General features: G+C 41.7%; 16 protein-coding genes. 3 read left to right on the top strand and 13 right to left on the bottom strand.

The window, feature by feature from the left end; translation table 11 throughout:
- Positions 1 to 2 precede the first annotated feature (2 nt).
- Together GBI16_RS05800 and rsfS are read left to right on the top strand one after the other, a co-directional pair.
- Positions 3 to 797, top strand: a complete 795-nt coding sequence (locus tag GBI16_RS05800; RefSeq protein ID WP_151706707.1) for a hydroxypyruvate isomerase family protein — start codon at positions 3 to 5, stop codon at positions 795 to 797.
- 75 nt (positions 798 to 872) lie between these two features.
- Positions 873 to 1,277, top strand: coding sequence for a ribosome silencing factor (rsfS, locus tag GBI16_RS05795; RefSeq protein ID WP_086209865.1), 405 nt, complete (start codon positions 873 to 875; stop codon positions 1,275 to 1,277).
- Between the two features lie 45 nt (positions 1,278 to 1,322).
- Here rsfS and GBI16_RS05790 read toward each other — a convergent pair whose 3' ends face one another.
- From GBI16_RS05790 to GBI16_RS05750, 9 genes are all read right to left on the bottom strand, one after another.
- Complete coding sequence (locus tag GBI16_RS05790) at positions 1,323 to 1,931, bottom strand: hypothetical protein (protein WP_151706706.1); 609 nt, start codon at positions 1,929 to 1,931, stop codon at positions 1,323 to 1,325.
- A 16-nt stretch (positions 1,932 to 1,947) separates the two neighbouring features.
- Positions 1,948 to 3,282 (bottom strand): ammonium transporter, encoded by a 1,335-nt coding sequence (locus tag GBI16_RS05785; protein ID WP_086209867.1) that lies wholly within the window; start codon positions 3,280 to 3,282, stop codon positions 1,948 to 1,950.
- Positions 3,283 to 3,635: 353 nt separating this feature from the next.
- Positions 3,636 to 5,042: an efflux transporter outer membrane subunit gene (locus GBI16_RS05780; protein WP_171264470.1), complete on the bottom strand. Its 1,407-nt coding sequence runs from the start codon at positions 5,040 to 5,042 to the stop codon at positions 3,636 to 3,638.
- A complete protein-coding gene (locus GBI16_RS05775) occupies positions 5,042 to 8,173 on the bottom strand; it encodes an efflux RND transporter permease subunit (protein WP_086209868.1) in 3,132 nt (1,043 codons plus the stop codon). Before GBI16_RS05775 ends, GBI16_RS05780 begins: the two co-directional genes overlap by 1 nt.
- 8 nt (positions 8,174 to 8,181) lie before the next feature.
- The gene (locus GBI16_RS05770; protein WP_171264471.1) at positions 8,182 to 9,357 is read right to left on the bottom strand and encodes an efflux RND transporter periplasmic adaptor subunit; all 1,176 of its coding nucleotides are present in this window, start codon (positions 9,355 to 9,357) and stop codon (positions 8,182 to 8,184) included.
- 71 nt (positions 9,358 to 9,428) lie between these two features.
- The gene (locus GBI16_RS05765) at positions 9,429 to 10,052 is read right to left on the bottom strand and encodes a TetR/AcrR family transcriptional regulator (RefSeq protein ID WP_151706705.1); all 624 of its coding nucleotides are present in this window, start codon (positions 10,050 to 10,052) and stop codon (positions 9,429 to 9,431) included.
- Positions 10,053 to 10,229: 177 nt separating this feature from the next.
- Positions 10,230 to 11,684: an NAD(P)(+) transhydrogenase (Re/Si-specific) subunit beta gene (locus tag GBI16_RS05760; RefSeq protein WP_086209871.1), complete on the bottom strand. Its 1,455-nt coding sequence runs from the start codon at positions 11,682 to 11,684 to the stop codon at positions 10,230 to 10,232.
- Positions 11,685 to 11,687: 3 nt separating this feature from the next.
- Positions 11,688 to 12,011 (bottom strand): proton-translocating transhydrogenase family protein, encoded by a 324-nt coding sequence (locus GBI16_RS05755; RefSeq protein WP_086209872.1) that lies wholly within the window; start codon positions 12,009 to 12,011, stop codon positions 11,688 to 11,690.
- A gap of 11 nt (positions 12,012 to 12,022) precedes the next feature.
- Entirely contained in the window at positions 12,023 to 13,150 is a 1,128-nt protein-coding gene (locus tag GBI16_RS05750) for a Re/Si-specific NAD(P)(+) transhydrogenase subunit alpha (RefSeq protein ID WP_086209873.1), read from the bottom strand.
- Between the two features lie 1,062 nt (positions 13,151 to 14,212).
- On the opposite strand from GBI16_RS05750, the gene GBI16_RS05740 reads away from it, so the two are divergent.
- Positions 14,213 to 15,403 carry an MFS transporter gene (locus GBI16_RS05740; RefSeq protein WP_151706704.1) on the top strand — a complete coding sequence of 397 codons (1,191 nt, stop codon included), beginning with the start codon at positions 14,213 to 14,215 and terminating at the stop codon, positions 15,401 to 15,403.
- A gap of 52 nt (positions 15,404 to 15,455) precedes the next feature.
- Here GBI16_RS05740 and GBI16_RS05735 read toward each other — a convergent pair whose 3' ends face one another.
- The 4 genes from GBI16_RS05735 to GBI16_RS05720 all read right to left on the bottom strand — a co-directional run bounded on the left by GBI16_RS05735 (position 15,456) and on the right by GBI16_RS05720 (position 20,497).
- The gene (locus GBI16_RS05735) at positions 15,456 to 16,100 is read right to left on the bottom strand and encodes a HEPN domain-containing protein (protein WP_151706703.1); all 645 of its coding nucleotides are present in this window, start codon (positions 16,098 to 16,100) and stop codon (positions 15,456 to 15,458) included.
- Between the two features lie 173 nt (positions 16,101 to 16,273).
- Positions 16,274 to 17,824 (bottom strand): arylsulfatase, encoded by a 1,551-nt coding sequence (locus tag GBI16_RS05730; RefSeq protein WP_171494533.1) that lies wholly within the window; start codon positions 17,822 to 17,824, stop codon positions 16,274 to 16,276.
- Between the two features lie 121 nt (positions 17,825 to 17,945).
- A complete protein-coding gene (locus GBI16_RS05725) occupies positions 17,946 to 19,208 on the bottom strand; it encodes an anaerobic sulfatase maturase (protein ID WP_086209876.1) in 1,263 nt (420 codons plus the stop codon).
- Between the two features lie 299 nt (positions 19,209 to 19,507).
- A complete protein-coding gene (locus tag GBI16_RS05720; RefSeq protein WP_086210016.1) occupies positions 19,508 to 20,497 on the bottom strand; it encodes an NADP-dependent oxidoreductase in 990 nt (329 codons plus the stop codon).
- Between the last annotated feature and the right edge of the window lie 555 nt (positions 20,498 to 21,052).

Here is a 21,052-nt window from a genome sequence, read left to right as displayed (position 1 = left end):
TCATGACCAAACTTGCTGTAAATTTATCCATGATTTTTACCGAAGTACCGCTGCTTGAGCGTTTTGCTTTAGCTCAAGCCGCAGGCTTTAAACATGTTGAGATCCAATTCCCCTATGAACTGAGTATTGAACAAGTTCAAACTCAACTAACACTACATGACTTAAGCCTCTGCTTGATTAATGTTCCCGCGGGAGACCTCATGACAGGTGGTAATGGTCTAGCAGGTGTCCCTGGCAAAGAACTGGAGTTTCATCGGGCCCTACAGTTGGCTGTGCAATATGCCAGCGCACTCAAAGTACCAAGCGTGAATATCCTTGCAGGCAAACAGCCATTGGACGCTGACCTCCTGCCTTGTTTAAACACCTTGGCTAAAAACTTAAAGTTAGCCTGCCACATGTTCACCGAACATCAAATTCAACCTGTCTTTGAAATGATCAACGGCACCGATATGCCACGCTTTTTAGTACAAAATATTGCCCAAGCACAAGAAATGTTAGAAGCCGTAAAACACCCTGCACTTAAAATGCAATACGACTGCTATCACATGGCAATGATGGGTGAGGATGTCCTTCAAGGCTTACAAGAAAATATTCAAGATATTGGACATATCCAGTTTGCCGACTGTCCGGGCCGGCACGAACCAGACACTGCACAAATAATGTATGCAAATATTTTTGAATGGTTACAACACAGCAACTATGATGGTTTTCTTACGGCTGAATATCGACCAAAAACTGTTTCAACTCAGTCCTTTGCATGGAAGGCAAAATACTTTGCCACGCATCCTCAAAGCTAAGCCTTGTCAGATTTGAATTTTTCGGCCAAAAACTCTATACTATAAGGTGAGTTATTGTCCGGAAAAATTCCCTTTATGAATTTAGAACCATCGCCCAGCGCTTCTAATTCTCACGATCTCGCAATGAATACACAAGCTGCCGACGTACAAGCTTGCTTAAAAGTTGTACACGAAGCCCTTGAAGATGTAAAAGCAAAAGATATTTTAGCGCTTGATGTCAGCTCAATCAGTAATGTTGCTGATGCAATTGTAATTGCAAGTGGTACATCTACGCGTCACATTAAAGCACTTGCTGATAACGTTGCTGAAGAAGCACGTAAAGCAGGCTTCCGCCCTCTCGGTGTCGAAGGCGAACGTGATGCTGAATGGATCTTGATTGATCTTGGCTTTGTTGTTGTGCATGTGATGTTGCCAACAGCACGTCGTTTCTACGACCTCGAAAGCCTATGGCGTGCAGCCCCAGAAGAAACTGTAGCCTAATCAAAAAAAGCGACCTAAAGGTCGCTTTTTTATACGCTATATTTTCTAAATGAGCCAATGCAAATCCACTGACGGATACTGTGTTTTAACCTGTCTCTTGATACTGGCATAAACCTGATCAGCTTTTGCAGGGCTGTAAAATTCACAGTACTTTTCATAGCAGGCTGTCAACATCTGAGCATACTGAGCCATCAGTAAAGTATTTAGAAGCATCCGATCATCCAACCTTTGGTTTGCAGACATCAAAATAGATAATGCTTCCAACTCCACCTTTACTTCACTTTCAAAATCCTGCATATCAACATCTTTTACCGACTGACAAATACCTTGCATAAAAAAGATGAAAGCATCCAATAATTGCTCTTGTGTCTGTTCTGCTCGGAGCTCTTGGGCTGTAGGCTTGAGTAATACTTGTTTTTCAACTTGTGCCATCTCTGCTAAGACATTTCTGAGCATATCTTTGCGGTGATAACGCAATTCTTCGGTAGTGCAAATTTCACTCAAAAAACGATTTAAAACAAAGGATGGTTGGTCACCATATTTGGCTTCCCAGTGATTCAACACTTGCTCCAAAAGTGTCCCCGGTAAGTATTGACTGAGGCCTCGTTCAATCGCTTGACGTTTTTGCAAAATACTTAATGTTTCAGTCGACATGAGCTATCCTCTTCATTTAATGACGTTTAGTCATATCATCTGTTTCAAAAGTCACATCATGCTGAAACTCCGGATAGGACAGTTCGGCATGTTCGGTATAGTCTAAACCACGTTGTTCATGTTGTTTACTTACACGTAGACCACCCAACACTTTATCCAAGACTTTGAACACAATAAAAGCCACACCAAATCCCCAAATAAATGCAGCCATAATACCTAAAATTTGTACTGCAATTATTTCTGAATTAAACATTCGCCCTTCAAAAAACAGCCCTGCTGCCAACGTCCCCCACGCACCACAAAAGCCATGCACAGTCACGGCATCGACCACATCATCCAAACGAAGTTTTTCCATCAATACAGGTAAAATACTGACCAGAATTCCAGCAAAGGCTCCACTCATCACTGCAAAAAGTGGACTCATGGTTGCACAGCCTGCGGTGATTGCAACCAACCCACCTAAAGACGCATTAATCGTGCCTCGCATTAAAATCGCTTTACCTCGAATCAGGGTATAGACCATGTAGGCAACGGCCGAAGCACACGCCGCTAAATGCGTGTTTAGGGCTATACGTCCAATACTCACTTCAGCTTTAACGGTAGAAGCAGCATTAAAACCAAACCATGCTAGCCATAAAATAAAACCACCTAGTGCCACCAGCGGTAAATTATGTCCAGCCAAATAGTGAACTTGCCCATTGCGACCAAAACGTCCGAGTCGTGGCCCAAGCACAATAATACCCGCCAGAGCCACCCATCCACCAATCGAGTGCACAACAGTTGAACCTGCAAAGTCGATAAACCCTAGAGCCTTCAACCAGCCCTCGCCGTCAAACAAACTTCCCCAAGCCCATGCCCCAAAGATCGGATAAATCAAACCGCTCACTACTGCCGCACTGACAATATAGGCTACAAAGTGAATACGCTCTGCCATTGCGCCACTGGCAATAGTGGTGGCCGTTGCAGCAAACATCATTTGGAAGAACAATAAATTCCAATGCCATCCATCCATTTCATTGGGTGCAAAATGAGAAGTTCCGATCCAGCCAGTTTGGTTTACCCCAAACATTAAGCCAAAGCCAATCAACCAAAACACCAAGCCCCCCAAACATGCATCCATATAGTTTTTCATGAGTACATTAATCGTATTTTTAGAACGAACTGAACCACTTTCAATCAGTGCAAAACCCGCTTGCATAAAAAACACCAAGATACCACCTAGCACCACCCAGACACTGTCTAAAGATAGGCGAATTTCTTGTATATTGGCTGCACTCACCACAGGTTCAACTGCCCAGGTTGAGCTAGAACACAGTAAATATAGCCCTGCTAAAATTTGAAGTTTTTTCATCATTATCCCCCAAAGAACCGAAATAAAAATTGCAACAAATATGCCAATTTCTAGGGATATACTTAATTTTCTATATATATTTCAAAACATTTATTTGATCAAAAGTTCCAGTAACTCAACCTTTTTCAACCTTATTTTCACATAAACAATCTTTCTAAAATTTAAAACCCATTTCTCTTCTTGCATAGAAAACACATACATTCTGCCTTACATCACGCATACTCGAGCTAATGTCATTCAAATATTAAAACGATGTTGCTTTGAGACCCTTTTCAGAAAGACGCCAAACCTCTCACATAAAAAAAGTGACCCGAAAGAGTCACTTTTATAAAACAACGAACCCATTCAATTTTTTATTGTGCGTCAGCCCCCCCGCCTAAGACCTTATATAACGTGACACGATTGGTGGCTTCCTCTAGAACCAACGTAACAAGTTCTTGCTGTGCACTATAATATGTTCGCTGCGCAGTCAGGGCCGTCAAATAGCTATCCAAACCTTCTTTGTACCGGGCAGTAGATAAACGATAACTACGTTCCGAGGAACGGACTAGGTCTTTTTGTGCATCAAGTTGCGCTTCAATATTCTGACGCACAGCCAAAGCATCTGCTACATCAGAAAAAGCGGTTTGAATCGCTTTCTCATATTGTGCAATATAGATATTTTTCTGAATTTTGGCTGAATCTAAAGAAGCTTTAAGCTCCCCTCCTTGGAAAATAGGCACAGAGATCGTTGGTATAAACGACCATGTACCAGTTCCAGCACTAAACAGCTTTTCTAAATCGCTACTGCTTCGCCCAGCCGTGGTGGTTAATGAAATGGTTGGAAAGAAAGCTGCTCTTGCGGCTCCGATGTCAGCATTTGCCCCCTTTAAGAGATGCTCTACATATAAAACATCGGGGTGGTTTTGCAGCATGCTCGAAGATAAGTTTGCAGCAATTGGAGCCAGACGTATGGATTGCAAATCTATATCATTTGAGGGAAGAAACTCAGCTGGTACAGCAGTGCCTACGATTAAGTTCAATGCATTCTGCGCTTGAGCCAAAGCTTTTTTGTAACTGGCAATATCAGCCTTGGCACTATCGACACTGGTTTTAATTTCCTCATAGTCTAGGGCAGAAGATATACCTTCTTTATATTTGGCATAAGTGAGTTTGAGTGTTTTTTCCTGACTGGCCAGCGTGCTTTCTGCAATGCGCAATTGTTGCTGATAAGCAGCAATCGTCAACCAATCACTGGCAACCTCTGCAACCAAGCTCATACGCGAACTGCGTTGTGTTTCAGCGGTTGCAAAATAGCTTTCTAAAGACTCAGTATTCAGACTTCGAATACGACCAAACAAATCAAGCTCCCAACTGGTAAATCCTACAGAAAACTCACTAGAGCGACTGATTTGGCTTTGCCCCGATGAGGATTGTGCTTTAGATGCAGATTGAGATACAGATGCACTTACACTTGGATATAAGTCTGCTTTCTGAATGCGATATTGTGCTCTAGCTTTATCAATATTCAACATCGCCATACGCAAGTCACGATTATTATCTAAAGACATCGCAATGACTTTTTGTAAGCGAGTATCAAGAAAAATAGTGCGCCACTGTATATCTGCAACTGGTTGAGAAGAGCTCTCCCCCACAGCCTGATTATTAAATGACGTTGCGACAGGCGATGTTGGTTGACTATATTCTGGATTGAGATTCATGCACCCCGTCATTCCCAGAAAACACAGCCCCACTGCGCCATATTTATAGTTCAACAACATTATGAATGCTCCTGTGGTAATTCAGCTGTTTTCTTTTTGGAAAAAATGCTACGGATAAGAACATAGAATAAAGGGACAAAGAAAATACCAAGTGCCGTAGACAATAATGTTCCACCAAAAACACCTGTTCCTAAAGAGTGACGCCCGCCTGAACCTGCTCCCGTACTAATCACCAAAGGCAATACCCCGAGTAAGAACGCAAATGATGTCATTAGAATTGGACGCAGACGCATTTTAGTTGCATGTAAGGTTGCAGCTATTAAGGTTTCACCTTTTTCTTCTAACTCTTTAGCAAATTCCACGATCAAAATCGCATTTTTCGAAGCCAGACCGATGGTTGTCAGCAAGCCAACTTGAAAATAAATGTCATTAGATAAGCCTCGCAACGTTGTAAATAATAAAGCGCCCAACACACCAATCGGCACAACAAGTAAAACAGAAAAAGGAATCGACCAACTTTCGTATAAAGCCGCTAAACACAAGAATACAAACAGGATTGAAATAGCATATAGCAGGGGTGCCATATTGCCCGACTGCTGTTCTTGATAAGACAAGCCAGACCACGCATAGCCAAAACCATTTGGCAATTGTTTGACTAAGTTTTGCATTTCTGCCATCGCTGTTCCAGAACTCACTCCTTCTGCAGCTTGCCCTGAAATTTCCATTGCGGAAGAACCATTAAAACGAGCTAAAGAAGACGGCGCAAAGTTCCATTTACTTTCAGTGAAAGCAGAAAATGGCACCATATCATTATCATCATTTCGAACGTACCAGCGATTAATATCGCTAGGTAACATACGCGCAGACGCTTCACCTTGCACATAAACCTTTTTAACACGCCCATTATTTACAAAGTCATTGACATAGCTACTGCCCAAAGCAGTTGATAAAACATCATCAATATCACTTTGACTGACTTTTAAAGCACCTGCTTTGGAGTCATTAATTTTCAAGGCAAATGTAGGTGCATCTTCTAAGCTGCCATAGCGAACAGCCGTAAGCTTTTCATTTTGCTGAGCGAGTTTTAGAAGCTGATCACGGGCCGAAACCAATGCATCATGCCCAGCTCCACCCAAATCTGTCAGCTCCATGGTGAAACCTGAGCCTTGTCCCAAACCCGGAATCCCAGAGGGTGCCATGGCAAAAATCTGCGCATCTTTAAACTTAGAAGCCATATCTTTGGTAATACGGTTCCCAACACTTGTAGCATCGGTAGAACGTTCAGACCAATCTTTTAACTTAATGAATCCCATTCCTGAGTTCTGACCACTACCTCCAGTACTAAAACCAGCAACACTCATCACCGATTCCACTTCAGGTTGCTTTTCTACATAGTTAGCAACTTGATCCATAACACGCACAGTTTGTTGTTGCGTCGCACCTGATGGTAGTTTGATTGACACCATCAACATGCCCTGATCTTCTTCAGGTAAAAATGCTGTTGGAAGTTTCCAAAACAGCCCCGCAATAGAAACAACAATGAGTAAATAAGCCACCAGACCTAGACGTTTATGAGCAAGTATCCATTTCACACCACGGTTATAGCGCTCGGTATTGGTATTAAATGTCTGGTTAAACCACTGAAAAAATCGAGAAAGCACGCCTGTTTTTTTCTCAGTTCCATTTTGATGAATTGGCTTCAACAAGGTTGCACATAATGCAGGGGTAATCGTCATTGCAACAATCACCGAGAGAATCATCGCAGAGGCAATCGTAATAGAGAACTGGCGATAAATGGCTCCTGTAGAACCACTAAAGAATGCCATGGGAATAAATACCGCCGTCAGTACTAAAGCAATACCAATAAGCGCACCTGTAATTTGCCCCATTGATTTTTCAGCAGCCGCCTTAGGTGATAGTCCCTCCTCTTGCATGATCCGTTCAACGTTTTCCACCACAACAATCGCGTCGTCCACCAAAAGACCAATCGCCAACACCATGGCAAACATTGATAAGGTATTAATGGAATAACCCAAAATAGACAACACGCCAAAGGTCCCCATGAGCACAACAGGAACGGCAACTGCAGGAATTAAAGTAATACGCCAGTTTTGCAAAAACAGATACATAATAATGATGACCAGCGCAATTGCTTCAAATAAGGTCTTCACTACTTCTTCTATCGAAATTTTGACAAAGGGTGCTGTGCTATAGGCAACCTTATAGTTCACACCCGTAGGAAAGAACGCTTTGAGCTCTTGTAATTTTGCTTCTACCGCATTTGAAACATCTAAAGCATTTGCACCAGCTGCAAGCTCAATCCCCATGCCTGCTGCATTCTTACCATTGAACTTACTCAAGGCCGCATAGTCTTCACTGCCGAGTTCAACATTTGCCACATCAGATAGCCGAACCTCCGCTCCACTTTCATCTGACTTTAAAATAATATTTTTAAACTGATCCACTGTTTTTAAGCGACTACGTGCCGTTACCGTGGCACTCAATTCCTGCCCATTTACAGCAGGTAAAGCGCCAAGGGAACCTGCCGCAACATCGCTATTTTGTGCTTGAATAGCCGTTACAATATCACTGGGTACTAAAGAATAGGTTTTGAGTTTTTCTGGATTTAGCCAGATTCGCATGGAATACTGCGAACCCATCACTTGAACATTACCAACACCACTGACTCGACTCACTTGGTCTTTTACACTAGACACCATGTAATCTGCCAAGTCCGTACCATTCATACTGCCATCTTCTGAGATAAAACTCAGCACCATAAAGATACTACCTGAAGACTTGGTCACCGTCAGACCATTGTCCTGCACGGATTCTGGCAAAGAGGATTCCGCTTGCTTCAACTTATTCTGGACTTGAACTTGTGCCGTATCTGGGTCTGTCCCTGAAGCAAACGTTAAGGTTACCGAAGAGCTCCCTGAGGATGAACTACTTGATGACATATACAGTAAATTATCCAACCCCGTCATACTTTGCTCAATCACTTGCGTCACTGAGTTTTCTGTCGTTTCAGCTGAAGCACCTGTATAAGTTGCACTGATACTGACTGTTGGAGGAGCAATGTCAGGATATTGCTCAATAGGTAAAGTATATATAGAAAGTGCACCCGCCAAGGTGATCACAATTGCAATGACCCATGCAAAAATAGGTCTGTTAATAAAGAAACGAGCCATTGTTCATCCTATTTTTGATCTGAGGTCACTGAATTACTTGCAGTTGCTTGCTGTACCACTTTCACGGTATTCCCCGAAGAAACAGTACTCACACCTTCAACAATCAACTTCTCCCCAGCTTTTAGACCAGAGGTCACCACCCACTGGTTGCCTTGTGCATCCGAGGTTTCGACGGTACGTTCAACCACCTTATTGTCTGCACCGACCAACTTCACAACAGGATCTCCCTTATGATTTCGGGTCACTGCCTTTTGTGGAATCAGAATAGCCTGATGATTAACTGCTAATGGTAGCTCTGCCTTAACATAAGCACCTGGAAGCAATAGATATTTAGGATTTGGAACAATAGCTCTTAAATTTACCGTACCCGTTCCAGTATCAACGGACGTTCCAATAAATTCGAGCGTCCCCGTATGTTCATAAGTCGAACCATCTTCCATAATAATACTGACAGGCACCTTACCATTAGGGGCATTCAATGTTCCCTTATCAATTTGCTTTCTCAGATTAAGTAACTCAGTGCTCGATAGCGTGATATCAACATAAATTGGGTTTAATTGTTGGATCGTTGTCAATGCGGTCGTTTGCTCAGCCGTCACCAGTGCACCAGGAGTATATGTAGACGTGGCAATCCGTCCTGAGATCGGGGCACGTATTGAGGTATAGCCCAAATTAATTTTGGCTGTATTTAACGCCGCTTTTGCAGAAATAACGGCTGCTTCTTGTTCTTTTAAAGTTGCTTGAGCATCAAGGGCATCTTGCTGACTAACCGCTTCAATTGCGAGAAGGTTTTTATAACGTTGCGCTTTGGGCTTTGCGGCAAGCAAACTCGCCTCAGCTTCAACTAAATCACCACGCGCACTTTCATGTGCTGCTTGATACAGTTTAGAATCGAGCTGATACAATACCTGACCAGCTTGTACATAATCTCCTTCCTTAAAAAGCCGCTTTTCAATAATACCACTCACTTGAGGCCTGACATCTGAGGTCAAATAAGCCGTTGTCCGACCAGCCAAGGTTTGTTTCATGTCCATAGACTGAGGTTGGATCGTCATCACCTCTACTTCAGTTACAGACTTTTGTGGAGCGACCTGCTCTTGATCACAAGCAGATAAGGTAAGACCAAGACAGCATATAATCATTCCTGTCAGAAAAGCCTTTTTGAATACTACCGATTTTTTCATTGCACACGCACACCTAGATTTGAAAAAAGACTGAACCCACCACATTAAATTTAAGAAATAAAATATTGTATTTATTGAATATTATTTTCTTTCTCTTTCACTTCACCAAATAAGGAATCCATTGCTGTTAACATCGTTTCATAAATACGCTGTAAAATAGCCTGATCAACATCTTGCGAATACCCTTTCGCCGTTCTCAAAATGACGCCCTCCGTTAACGTGGCAACCACCTCAGCAATTGCTCTTATTTCTTGTGGAGACGCGGTTTTGTAATATTCTTTTAAAATATACAAACCTTGCTCCTGCATTTTTTTTTCTGATTTTTCAATAGTTTCGATTATTTTATTATTGCCACTAATATTGAGAACTTCATATAACAAAGATAATTCTTCAGAACTCATATTATTAGGATGCCCACTGGCAAGCTCCTGAGCCTTTATATGTAGATCGTGTCGGTGAAAGCCAGGAGTGCAAATGCGCTTGTCCGTAATACTCAAAATCATATTTTCTATGATTTCATCTTTATCTTGAAAACAGCGATAAATTTGTCCGGGACCTAATCCACTGGCCTTTGCAATGTCTGCAATTGAAAGTTGATCTAAACCATGTGCTACAGTTAACTCTATAGCTTTATCAATAATAAGTTGTTTTCTTTTGTTCTGTTTTTCCGTGCGAGATAACGGGTGCAAGTCCATAATAGGGTTTAGCCAAATTGAGAATAATAATTCTCAATTTAAACACCTAAATACAAATCAGCATGCTGATTTCTTATACAAAATGTGTCTTTGTGAGGTTTTTTTGTAACTAAAGAGCTTTGGCCCTAAAACAAAAAAACCACCCGAAGGTGGTCTTTATACAATCCAGGAGGAGGATTAGTGTCCACCACCATTAATTGCTTTGGTCATATCTTCAACCACTTTTTTCGCATCACCAAAGATCATCATGGTTTTTTCATTGTAGAACAAGTCATTGTCTAAGCCCGCATAACCTGTTGCCATAGAACGTTTGATCACCATGATGGTACGTGCTTTATGTGCTTCAAGAATTGGCATGCCGTAGATTGGAGATGTCGGATCATCTTTCGCCGCAGGGTTAACCACGTCGTTTGCACCAATTACCAGTACTACATCTGTTGCAGGGAAATCTGAGTTGATCTCATCCATTTCTAAGATGTCTTCATACGCAACATCTGCTTCTGCTAACAATACGTTCATGTGACCCGGCATACGACCAGCCACTGGGTGAATCGCGAAGCGAACTTTTACGCCCTGCTCTTTTAAGATTTCACACAATTCTTTAACTGCATTTTGTGCACGACCTTGCGCCATACCATAACCCGGCACGATCACAACGCTGTCTGCATTTGACATCAAGAAGCCTGCGTCATCTGCTGAACCAGAACGGTGATTACGCTGTGCTTGTTCACCTTTATTCGCAGAAGCCACTGCTGCACCGCCCATCGCACCACCAAACAAAACGTTGATGATCGAACGGTTCATCGCTTTACACATGATGTAAGACAGAATCGCACCAGAAGAACCCACCAGTGAACCTGCAACGATCAACATATTGTTTTCAAGCGTGAAACCAATACCTGCTGCTGCCCAACCAGAGAATGAGTTCAACAGTGATACCACCACTGGCATATCACCACCACCAACAGGCGCAATCCACACCCAACCGAATGCAAGTGCAAGTGCAGTCATTGCCCAAAATGCAGTCATGTTACCCGTGGTGAAGAAATACACACCACATGCCAACATTGCAAGGAAAATCAGCGCTTGTACAGGTTTAACCCATGCACCAGAAATGGTTTTTGCCCATTTTTTCGCAGCCAATTTACCATAAGCAAATACAGACGCTGTAAAGGTAATCGCACCAACGAAACAACCCACGAACAATTCAAACAAATGAACCTTGCTCATGTGGGCATGTTGTACACCCGCAGCAGTTAATGCAGCTTCATTTTGTGCAAATAAAGCAGTGAGTTGGTTATTGTGTAGAATTGCAGCAATCGCAATCAATACCGCAGCCAAGCCCACCAAAGAGTGCATCAATGCAACCGTTTCAGGCATTTGTGTCATAGGTACAGTACGTGCACGGGCAATACCCACAAGTGCACCCAGTACCATTGCCCCGCCAATCATCCAAATCACTGGATGATCTGCCACAAAGAAAGTAGTGATCACCGCAATCGCCATTGCGATCATGCCGTAACGGTTACCTTGAATGGCAGTTTTAGGACCTGACAAACCACGTAAAGTTAGGATAAAGAGGACAGCACCAATCAGGTAGAACCAATCCGCATAGTCTCGAATGAATTCCATATATTAGCCCTCTTTTTTCTTTTGCTTTGGCTTGAACATTTCAAGCATACGCGCTGTTACTGCGAAGCCACCAAAAATGTTGATACTTGCTAAGAACACCGCAATCGCACCTAAGATGCTCACCACGTTAACGCTTTGGAATGCGACATTGGCATCAACCCCAATCGCAGGTAAGCCTACAGTTTGGATCATCGCACCCACAATAATGATGGATGACAAAGCATTGGTTACTGCCATAAGCGGTGTATGTAATGCTGGCGTTACGCCCCACACCACGTAGTACCCTACAAAGATGGCAAGGACGAAAATTGTAATTGTTTCAACCATGATCTATCTCCTTAACCACGCTTGAGCAGTACTTGACCGCCATGAGTTACTAGAAGGGCTTTTTGAATTTCTTCTTCAGGGTTGAGTGCAAAGTTTTTCTCAGCATCAAACAAGGTGTCAAGGAAATTCAATACATTACGTGCATACAAAGCAGACGCTTCTGTTGCAACTGTAGATGGAATATTTGGAATACCTAAAATGGTCACACCGTTATCAGTGACAACGTTTTCACCATTCTTCGAACCTTCAACGTTACCACCCGTTTCAACCGCCATATCAAGGATGATTGAACCTGGTTTCATTTTGGCAACAGTTTCTGCTTTGATTAAGCGTGGTGCGTCACGACCTGGTAATAGTGCAGTAGTAATCACGATGTCGGCATTCGACACAGCTTTATCTACAATGATGGCTTGATCACGGATATAGTCTTCACCCGGCATCCAACCATAACCATTTTTCGCAGCATCGGCTGCTTTTTGTTGTTCTTCTGCTGACATCGGTACGTCTAACCATTTGCCACCTAAAGACTCAACTTGGTCCTTCGCTGTTGGACGTAAGTCCGTTGCTTCAACCACAGCACCCAAACGTTTTGCAGTTGCAATCGCTTGTAATCCTGCAACGCCGACTCCCATGATCACCACACGTGCAGGTTTTACTGTACCTGCAGCCGTCATCAACATAGGGAACATACGTTGGTATTCAGCAGCAGCCAAAAGCACTGACTTATAACCCGCCAAGTTCGCTTGTGAGGACAACACGTCCATGTTCTGTGCACGAGACAAAGTACGTGGCAATAGCTCTAAAGCAAATGCAGACACGTTTTGCGATGCAAATTGATCAAGTTCAGTGTTGCGGTGCGGATCAAACATGGCAATAACCGATGTATTTGGCGCAAGCTTTTGAATCTCAGCACCCTGAGGGGCACGTACTTTCAAAACGATTTGGCTACCGGTATAGGCATCATCTGTAAGCGTGGCACCAACTTGTTCATAGGCACTGTCAATATAAGCAGCTTTTACACCTGCTCTACGTTCAATGACTACACTGTGACCAGCATTGATCAATTTTTTTACCGTTTCTGGCGTTGCGGCTACACGATTTTCACCAACAACCGTTTCGGCTGGAATTCCGATCTGCATGAGCGTCCCTCAAGCTAATTTTTCTTAAAGTAAACATCACGAGTTAGGCGATGTTTCCCCCAGGATGTTCTTATGAATTTTTGGATTCTAATGAAACTTTTTTAAAATACCACCCACTATTTATTTAATAAATACCCACATACTGAACTCGTGATTCATAAAAAATATTGTGTGATATATCGTTTATTTGCTGAAAATGACATTCAGAATTGATTTATTTCTATTCAGCGCTTTCCCCTCATCGCCATTTAGCATAAAAATCGCACTTTTTTTGTACAAGACTGAGTGCTTTAATTCTTCCCTATTGATCTTTTTGACCAATTCACAAATTTAAAGCATCACATTCACATAAAACAAAACCTATCATTCATAGACCTTTTCCACATCTTGTCATGCAAACTTTGCAGACATTGACCCAAGTGACAGTTTCACGGCAATGACTCTGGCTTCAAATTGAATAACATCTATGTTGAATAGATCAAAAATACCCGCACTCCAATTTCAGTCAGATGAAAAAGTGTATTTGAAAATGATTCTATAAAAACCCTAAACAAAATTTGTCCTGTTCAATCTGATTTCAAGCTAGAGTTGACTAACAAAAAACTTTTTTCAATATTTTATGGAGTGATAGTAAAGCCAATTGTGAGTCTGTACTTAAACCTAAATGCACCATAATCGACCACAAAAGCATCTACAAGGTGAATATTTCAACAATTTGATTTGGCTTTTTGCTGATGATTCTGATGAAGAATGATGGAATGCAACAATTACTCACAATTTTCCCCCATCAATTCAGAATTTTTTTCATTTTTCTCGGTGTTTTTTGACAGAAAATTAGAAATATCACTTTTTTTTGATTATATCTCAGTAAAGCATATCAAAAGAACATAAGAATGCGAGGTTATTACTCAGCCCTATAGCGATCCACTTGTACTTTATTTTCTGCACCATTTTTATGCTTTTAACCTCGCTTCGTATACAATTTCCCAAACGCTACATCATGATCATTCAACAGTGATGTTGTCGTTGTTTGCTCCTACCTCCCCCAATCAAAGGCTTACTATGAATACTTCCTTCGACATCAGTCGAGATAAATCACTGCTTTGGCTCATGGCAATTGTGTGTGGTTTATGTGCAGGGGCAAACTATTATTGCCAGCCTTTGATTTCATCAATACAACAAAGCCTTCAAGTTCCAGAAGAACAAGTCGCTTTAACAGTAACGTTTGCACAAGTGTCTTATGCACTAGGTTTGCTATTTATTGTGCCTTTAGGCGATATGCTCAATAAAGCCAAGCTTATTCCACTCCTGATGTTTGGTGCATCTGCAGGGCTTTTTATTTGTGCAATATCGACCAACTTAGCGATGCTCTGGATCGGGACAATTATTACAGGGTTATTCTCTGTCGCAGCTCAAGTGCTGATTCCTTTAGCTGCGATGGCAGTCAAACCTGAACGTACTGGCGAAGTGGTTGGTTTTCTCATGAGTGGATTACTGGTCGGCATCTTACTGTCTACCAGTGTGGCAGGCTTACTTTCTGATCTATGGCACTGGAAGATGATTTACATCCTCAGTGGCATTGCCATGTTTGTTCTAGCTTTCATTATGAAAGGAAAGTTGCCGCAACTACCAAAATTTAAAATCACTTATTTCACAATTTTTAAGTCCATGGGAAGCCTACTGAAACAAGAGCCACGCTTGGTGTTTCGTTCAATGACTGGTGGATTTGCTTTTGCTGCCATGAGTATGCTGTTTTCAACCATTGCCCTGCTGCTAACCTCTAAGCCATTCGAACTCTCCGATGTATGGGTGGGTATAGTGACCCTTGTTGGCGTTTTTGGGGCACTCTCGACTCAGTTCATTGGGAAATGGGCAGATCGTGGTTATACCCTAGTCCTGACTTGGGCAGGCTGCGCCATTTTAGCCTTGAGTTGGGTGTTTTTATATTTGGGTGCCAGTTCATTGCTCAGCTATGTCCTAGGCTATGCACTAATTAACCTTGGTTTAGCCACCACACATAGTTGTAATCAAAACGTGATTTTCCGTTTACGTCCCGATGCAAAGTCTCGGGTGAACTCAATCTATATGACTTTATATTTTATTGGTGGGGCGTGTGGTTCTGCGCTGGGCGTGTATGCATGGCATCATGGTGGCTGGAGCAGCACCTGTCTGGTCGGAATTTCATTGGTCATCTTGGCCAGTGTCTTTGCACTGATTGACACACTATATAGTAGAAAATATGGTATTGCCTAATACCGATAATCAGACAGCTTGCTTTAAAACTGTCTGATTTTTTATTCGTAAATTAGCTGACCTGTGCCACTGGATAATAGGGTTTCCCGTTATCTAGAGCATCTGCATTTTCCAGTAAAATATAAATCAAAGCAGGCAATAACGCGGATAAAACAAGACATGCGTCTTGGAGTTGCTCTCGGTTTAACGCGCTTTTATAGGAGCAACCACCCTGCATGAACTGATCGTTCAACGTGCATAAACGGCTAAATAAGATCAACAAAATATCTTCTGTATGTTTATTCTCTATGGCTTCTGTGACTTTCTTCTTCTCGTGTCCTCGTTGAGCTTTATACGCCTCTAGGCTAATTGCCTGATTTTGATAGTCCCAATAACTTTGCATACTATACGAACTGTTCAATAGGCGATAAATGGGCTGACTCGACCTCTCCAATAAAATTATCTCAATTTTGTGCTCAACATCATGCTGAAGCATTGTCTGTAAGAACTGGCTCAGATGCTGTTGGTTTTGAAGGTGTTCTAATTCTTGGGCATACAAAGCATGAAAAGAAATCCATAGCGTGATGAACTTCAAATCAAGATCATCATCCAATTGTGTGGCTTTTTTAAACCAGCTTAGACCACGATGAATTCTTAAGTTAAAGGCATCAGAATGCACTGCTTTTTTATCCTTAAAGACTTGCTCAAGTACAAACATATTTCCTCCATTTTTTTATTGTTATCGTCTATTTACCATAATCAATTTGAAGTCGAGGCTCAATCAAAAACAAAGATTGATGCGTTCAATAAAAATAGGTTGAAAAAAATGATGCCATATTAATAAAAAAGGCAACTCAGAAAACTGAGCTGCCTTATTCATCCAGAATGCTTTTATTTTTTCGTTGCCTGCATATTTTTAATCAGCTCACTAAAATCGAGTGTTGCTGCTTTTTGTACAGGAGGATAATCCATCAAGGATTTAATATGTGATCCAATCAAAGCCTGTAAAGGTTCAGAAATCCATTGTTTACTTTGGATAATTTCAGAACGGTCTCTTACACTATCAAAGGACTCAAATGGATCTTGACGGAGATTGTACATGATGGGGAATTTTTGCTTTTGATAACTATCATAATAATTTTCACTGGTTTCAAAGTGAACTTTCCACTGCTTAATTCGAACAGCTCGCAGTGTTGATTCATGATAATAAAGAAAATTATTGCGCTTGCTTTCCTCTGATTTCCCTGTCCAGTAATCTAAATTATTCACCCCATCAATATATTGCTTACGATTATTTTTCATATCGTCGACAACATTTGGATTACCTGCAATCGTTGCCAATGTCGTGAAAAGATCCATGTTGGCTTGAATACCCGTTCTCACCTGCCCTGCAGGAATATGTCCCGGCCAGCGTACCATTGTCGGAACACGTACCCCACCTTCATAGGTCGTCATTTTTTCACCACGAAATGGTGTCGTACCACCATGATTTTTTGCGCTGTGTTCAGGACCATTATCGGTGGTATACACAATAATGGTATTGTCCAACACACCCATTTTCTTCATATCATCCAACAATTGACCGACTTGCATATCGTGCTCAATCATCCCGCTGCCATACAAATCATCTTCTGAGGTTGCTTTTGCAGCCAAATAGCGATGAGACGCACGTAAATGCGTATACATGTGCATGCGACTTGGATTTAGCCAAACAAAAAATGGCTTATCCGATTTTTTACTACGTTTCATGAAGTCAACACTGGCTGTAATAAACTCATCGTCTACCGTTTCCATGCGTTTGCGCGTCAATGCCCCTGTATCTTCACATTTTTGCTTCCCCATTTTTCCAAAACGAGAATCTGTAGTTTCATCATCTGTTGAAGAGGCATAGCAGTGTAAAACACCGCGTGTGCCATATTTTTTATGAAATTCTGGATCTTTGGGATAATCAAATTGTTCTGGTTCTTCTTCGGTATTTAAATGATATAAATTACCAAAGAACTCATCAAAACCATGCACAGTCGGTAAGTGTTCATTACGATCGCCCAAGTGGTTTTTCCCAAACTGACCACTCATATAACCCAAAGGTTTAAGCACTTCTGCCAAGGTTGGGGTCGCAGCTTGAATACCTAGTGGAGAACCTGGACGTCCTACTGTGGTCATGCCTGAACGAATTGGATATTGCCCCGTAATAAATGCTGCACGTCCCGCTGTTGAACTGGGTTGCGCATAATGATCGGTGAACATGATGCCTTCTTTGGCAATTCGATCAATATTGGGCGTGTTATACCCCATAACGCCATGACTATATGCACTAACATTTGTGAAACCTACGTCATCAGACATAATCACCAAAATATTCGGTGGCTTTGCCATTAGACTTGTTGAAAGTAGTGCTCCACCCAGTACAGCGATTGAACTCGAAATCCTTTTTTTGTGCATATTCTTTTTCCTTTTATAACATTTTGAAAATTTGTCTTTCGCCTGAGCAACATTGACAAAATTCGAGATAAACCCGTTTATTTAAAAGACTATTTTTAGTCTTTATTCGCAGCAAATTTCTTTAGGGTTTAAGCTGTTTCATAATTTCACTTTTGGATAAAAGTGCAGTATGAAAAAAGCGCTTTAAGCCAGAACACAGATAATGTAAACCTGCTTCTCCATCGGGTGTTTTCAAAAAGCGATCTTTGGGACAGTCGCCCCAGCAATATTGTAAATAGGGGCACTGGCGACAGTATTGAGGCAAGCTATTCGACTTCGCATAAGCAAACTTTTTCTGTTCTTCTGAAAAGACTAGATCGCCTTGATGTATCTCTTGAATGTTACCGAGCTTGTATTCGGGATAGACAAAATGGTCACAGGAAAAGAGATCACCGTTATGCTCGATTGCCAGTGATTTCCCGCAAATCTGACCAGAAACACATTTCTGCGCGCCATAGCCAAGCATCATGGACACTATATTTTCAAACTGGTCGACAAATACCCGTCCAAAATCTTTCTTGATCCATTCCCCCCAAACCCGTGAGAGAAAATAACCCCAGTCATCAGCAACAATAGACCAATCAGTGACAACAGAGTCGTTGGTTCCTGGTTGTGCGGCAGAGCTGCCAAGTATGGGTAAATCATCAAGATTCCAATGCCCAGGCGCAGTGCTTTGGAACTGTGCACTTTCCATTCCCGGAATAAACTGGATCATCCGTGGCTGCACCTGATCACGGATAAAACGATATACATCGTTTGGGCGTTTCGCATTGTCTCGATTCACGACACACAGTGCGTTAAATGGAATCTGGTAACGATGAAGTAATTCCACGGCATGCATCACTTTGGCATGCGTAGGTTTGCCACCTTTGTTATAGCGATGTTTGTCATGAAATTCAGCTGGGCCATCAATAGATAAACCAACCAAGAAATTGTGTTGACTCAGAAACTCACACCATGCCTCATCAAGCAAGGTGCCATTGGTTTGTATGTCATTTTCAATACATTGCTTCGGCTTCTTATATTTATTTTGTAGCTCAACCACACGCTGAAAAAATTCTAACCCCATCAGGGTAGGCTCACCACCCTGCCAGCTAAAAACCACTTCATTACCTGTTTGTACTTCAATATATTGCTTGATATGCAACTCAAGCATCGACTCCGCCATACGTGGGGTTTTAGGTTGACGCAATAAGTCTTGTTTATGCAGATAGAAACAGTAACTACAGTCCAAGTTACATTGGGCACCGGAGGGTTTGAGCATCACATGATAACGATACATTTGCCCTTGAAGCTGTATACTTTTTAAAGGTGGAGACTCGGCTTGAGTAGGGATAATGCGCATGCTGATTCTATCCAGATTGTAATCATTGTTTTAATTTATGTGAGAACTCCCGGCCCCATAGCAAACCATGCTGACTTGGGGCTAAAAGAATAAGTTCTCGATTCGTCCATGTGATTTAAGTTTGATCGTCCACAAGAATGATACGATCTTCATCGCAATTTAAATTTCACTAAGCACAGCACCAACGCCGCCAGCATCCCCTTTGCATCTAAAACAGTTGATCCAATACACAAGGGACAGAACTTTTATAGTGAGCAATAAAATTGAATTGGCATTAACCTCCATGAGAGCCATTAAGATTAAAACTTAACGATAAATTTTCCTGTATTTTCACCTTTAAATAGCTTCATTAAGCCTTCAGGCAAAGACTCGAAGCCTTCAACTGTATAGGTTTTATATTGGATTTTGCCTTCTGCGAGATAACGGCCCAACACAGACATAGCCTCGTCTGCAAAAGACGCATAATCAGTTACAATAAAACCTTGTACACGCAGGCTTTTTAAATTGATATCTACCCAACTTGGACCTTTTGCAGGCATCTCATGGTCATAATCAGCCAACACGCCACAGACGATGACACGTGCATACCGATTTAACTGATTAAAAATAATTTCTTGGATTGACCCACCCGTATTTTCATAGAAAACATCCACACCATTTGGCGCAGCAACACGAAGTTGAGCTTCAAAATCCTCCGCTTTATAGTTAAGCGCAGCATCAAAACCCAGCTCTTCAACCAACCATTTACACTTTTCATCAGAGCCAGCAACACCTACGACTCTTAGACCTTCGGCTTTCGCCAATTGCCCTACTAATGAACCGACTGAACCTGCTGCACCTGTCACCACCAAAGTTTCACCCTTTTTAGGTTTTCCAACTTTCATTAAACCTGCATAAGCGGTCAGACCTGTGAAATAAAATAAAGCCAATATGGCCTCTGCTGGTATCGAGGCATCAATCACTTGCATGTCGGCATGACCTAAAACATATTCACTCCATCCAGTGACACCAACGACATGAGTACCGACTGGAAATTGAGCATTCAAGGACTCGACTACCACGCCGACTCCGTAAGAGCGCATGACTTCGCCTATTTGTACTGGCGGTAAATAACTGTCTTCTCTTGGTTGGAGCCAAGTGCGCATAGCAGGATCAAGTGACATATGTGTCTGCTTAACGAGAAACTCACCTTCTTTTAAAGTCGGTTGTGCCAAAGTGACTAGCTCAAAAATATCTGTAGTGATATGTCCTTGCGGATATTTTGATAACGTAAAGGCTTTATAAGTCATGATCTTTCCTACCATCATCCAAATTTGCTTTAACTCACCCTTGTGCAAACATATTTTCTCCATCAATTTAAAATTCAACGGAGCAAAATAAGGACCCGCTTACACAAGGGCATCGTTGGATTCAGAAAGTTATCAAAATTTAAATGCAGAAAAACCACTCTAAAGAATGGTAATTAATCTTTTCTCAAGAAACATGAGCGCTCAACAGTACATTAAACGGCTGTACAGAATAATCATTTACAAGAAAGTAAATAAGTACAGAACAGAACTCAAATTTCACAAAGTATAGGCAGCCCCCCACTAAACGTTGCACTTAGCAAAATGTGCGAATTTTATTTTTATGTTACTATTACATTCTGTTGGAAATTTCTGCGTGAACGTAAAGGCCTCCGCTTTACTCTTTCTTATCTCTCCAAAATTATCTCGAACATTTTTAGAACTCTTCAACGTCATCTGTTGTCGCCAATAAAAAGTTTGGCTTTGGTTTGATGGCTACTCGTTTACAGATAATTTCCTAAACTTTTATTTGCATTCCATCTGCTTTAAAGTAACGAA

This window comes from Acinetobacter sp. TUM15064 (genome assembly GCF_008980265.1).
Classification (GTDB): domain Bacteria; phylum Pseudomonadota; class Gammaproteobacteria; order Pseudomonadales; family Moraxellaceae; genus Acinetobacter.
Note: the sequence above shows the minus strand (reverse complement) of the source record. Positions and strands in the feature narration are given on the sequence as shown.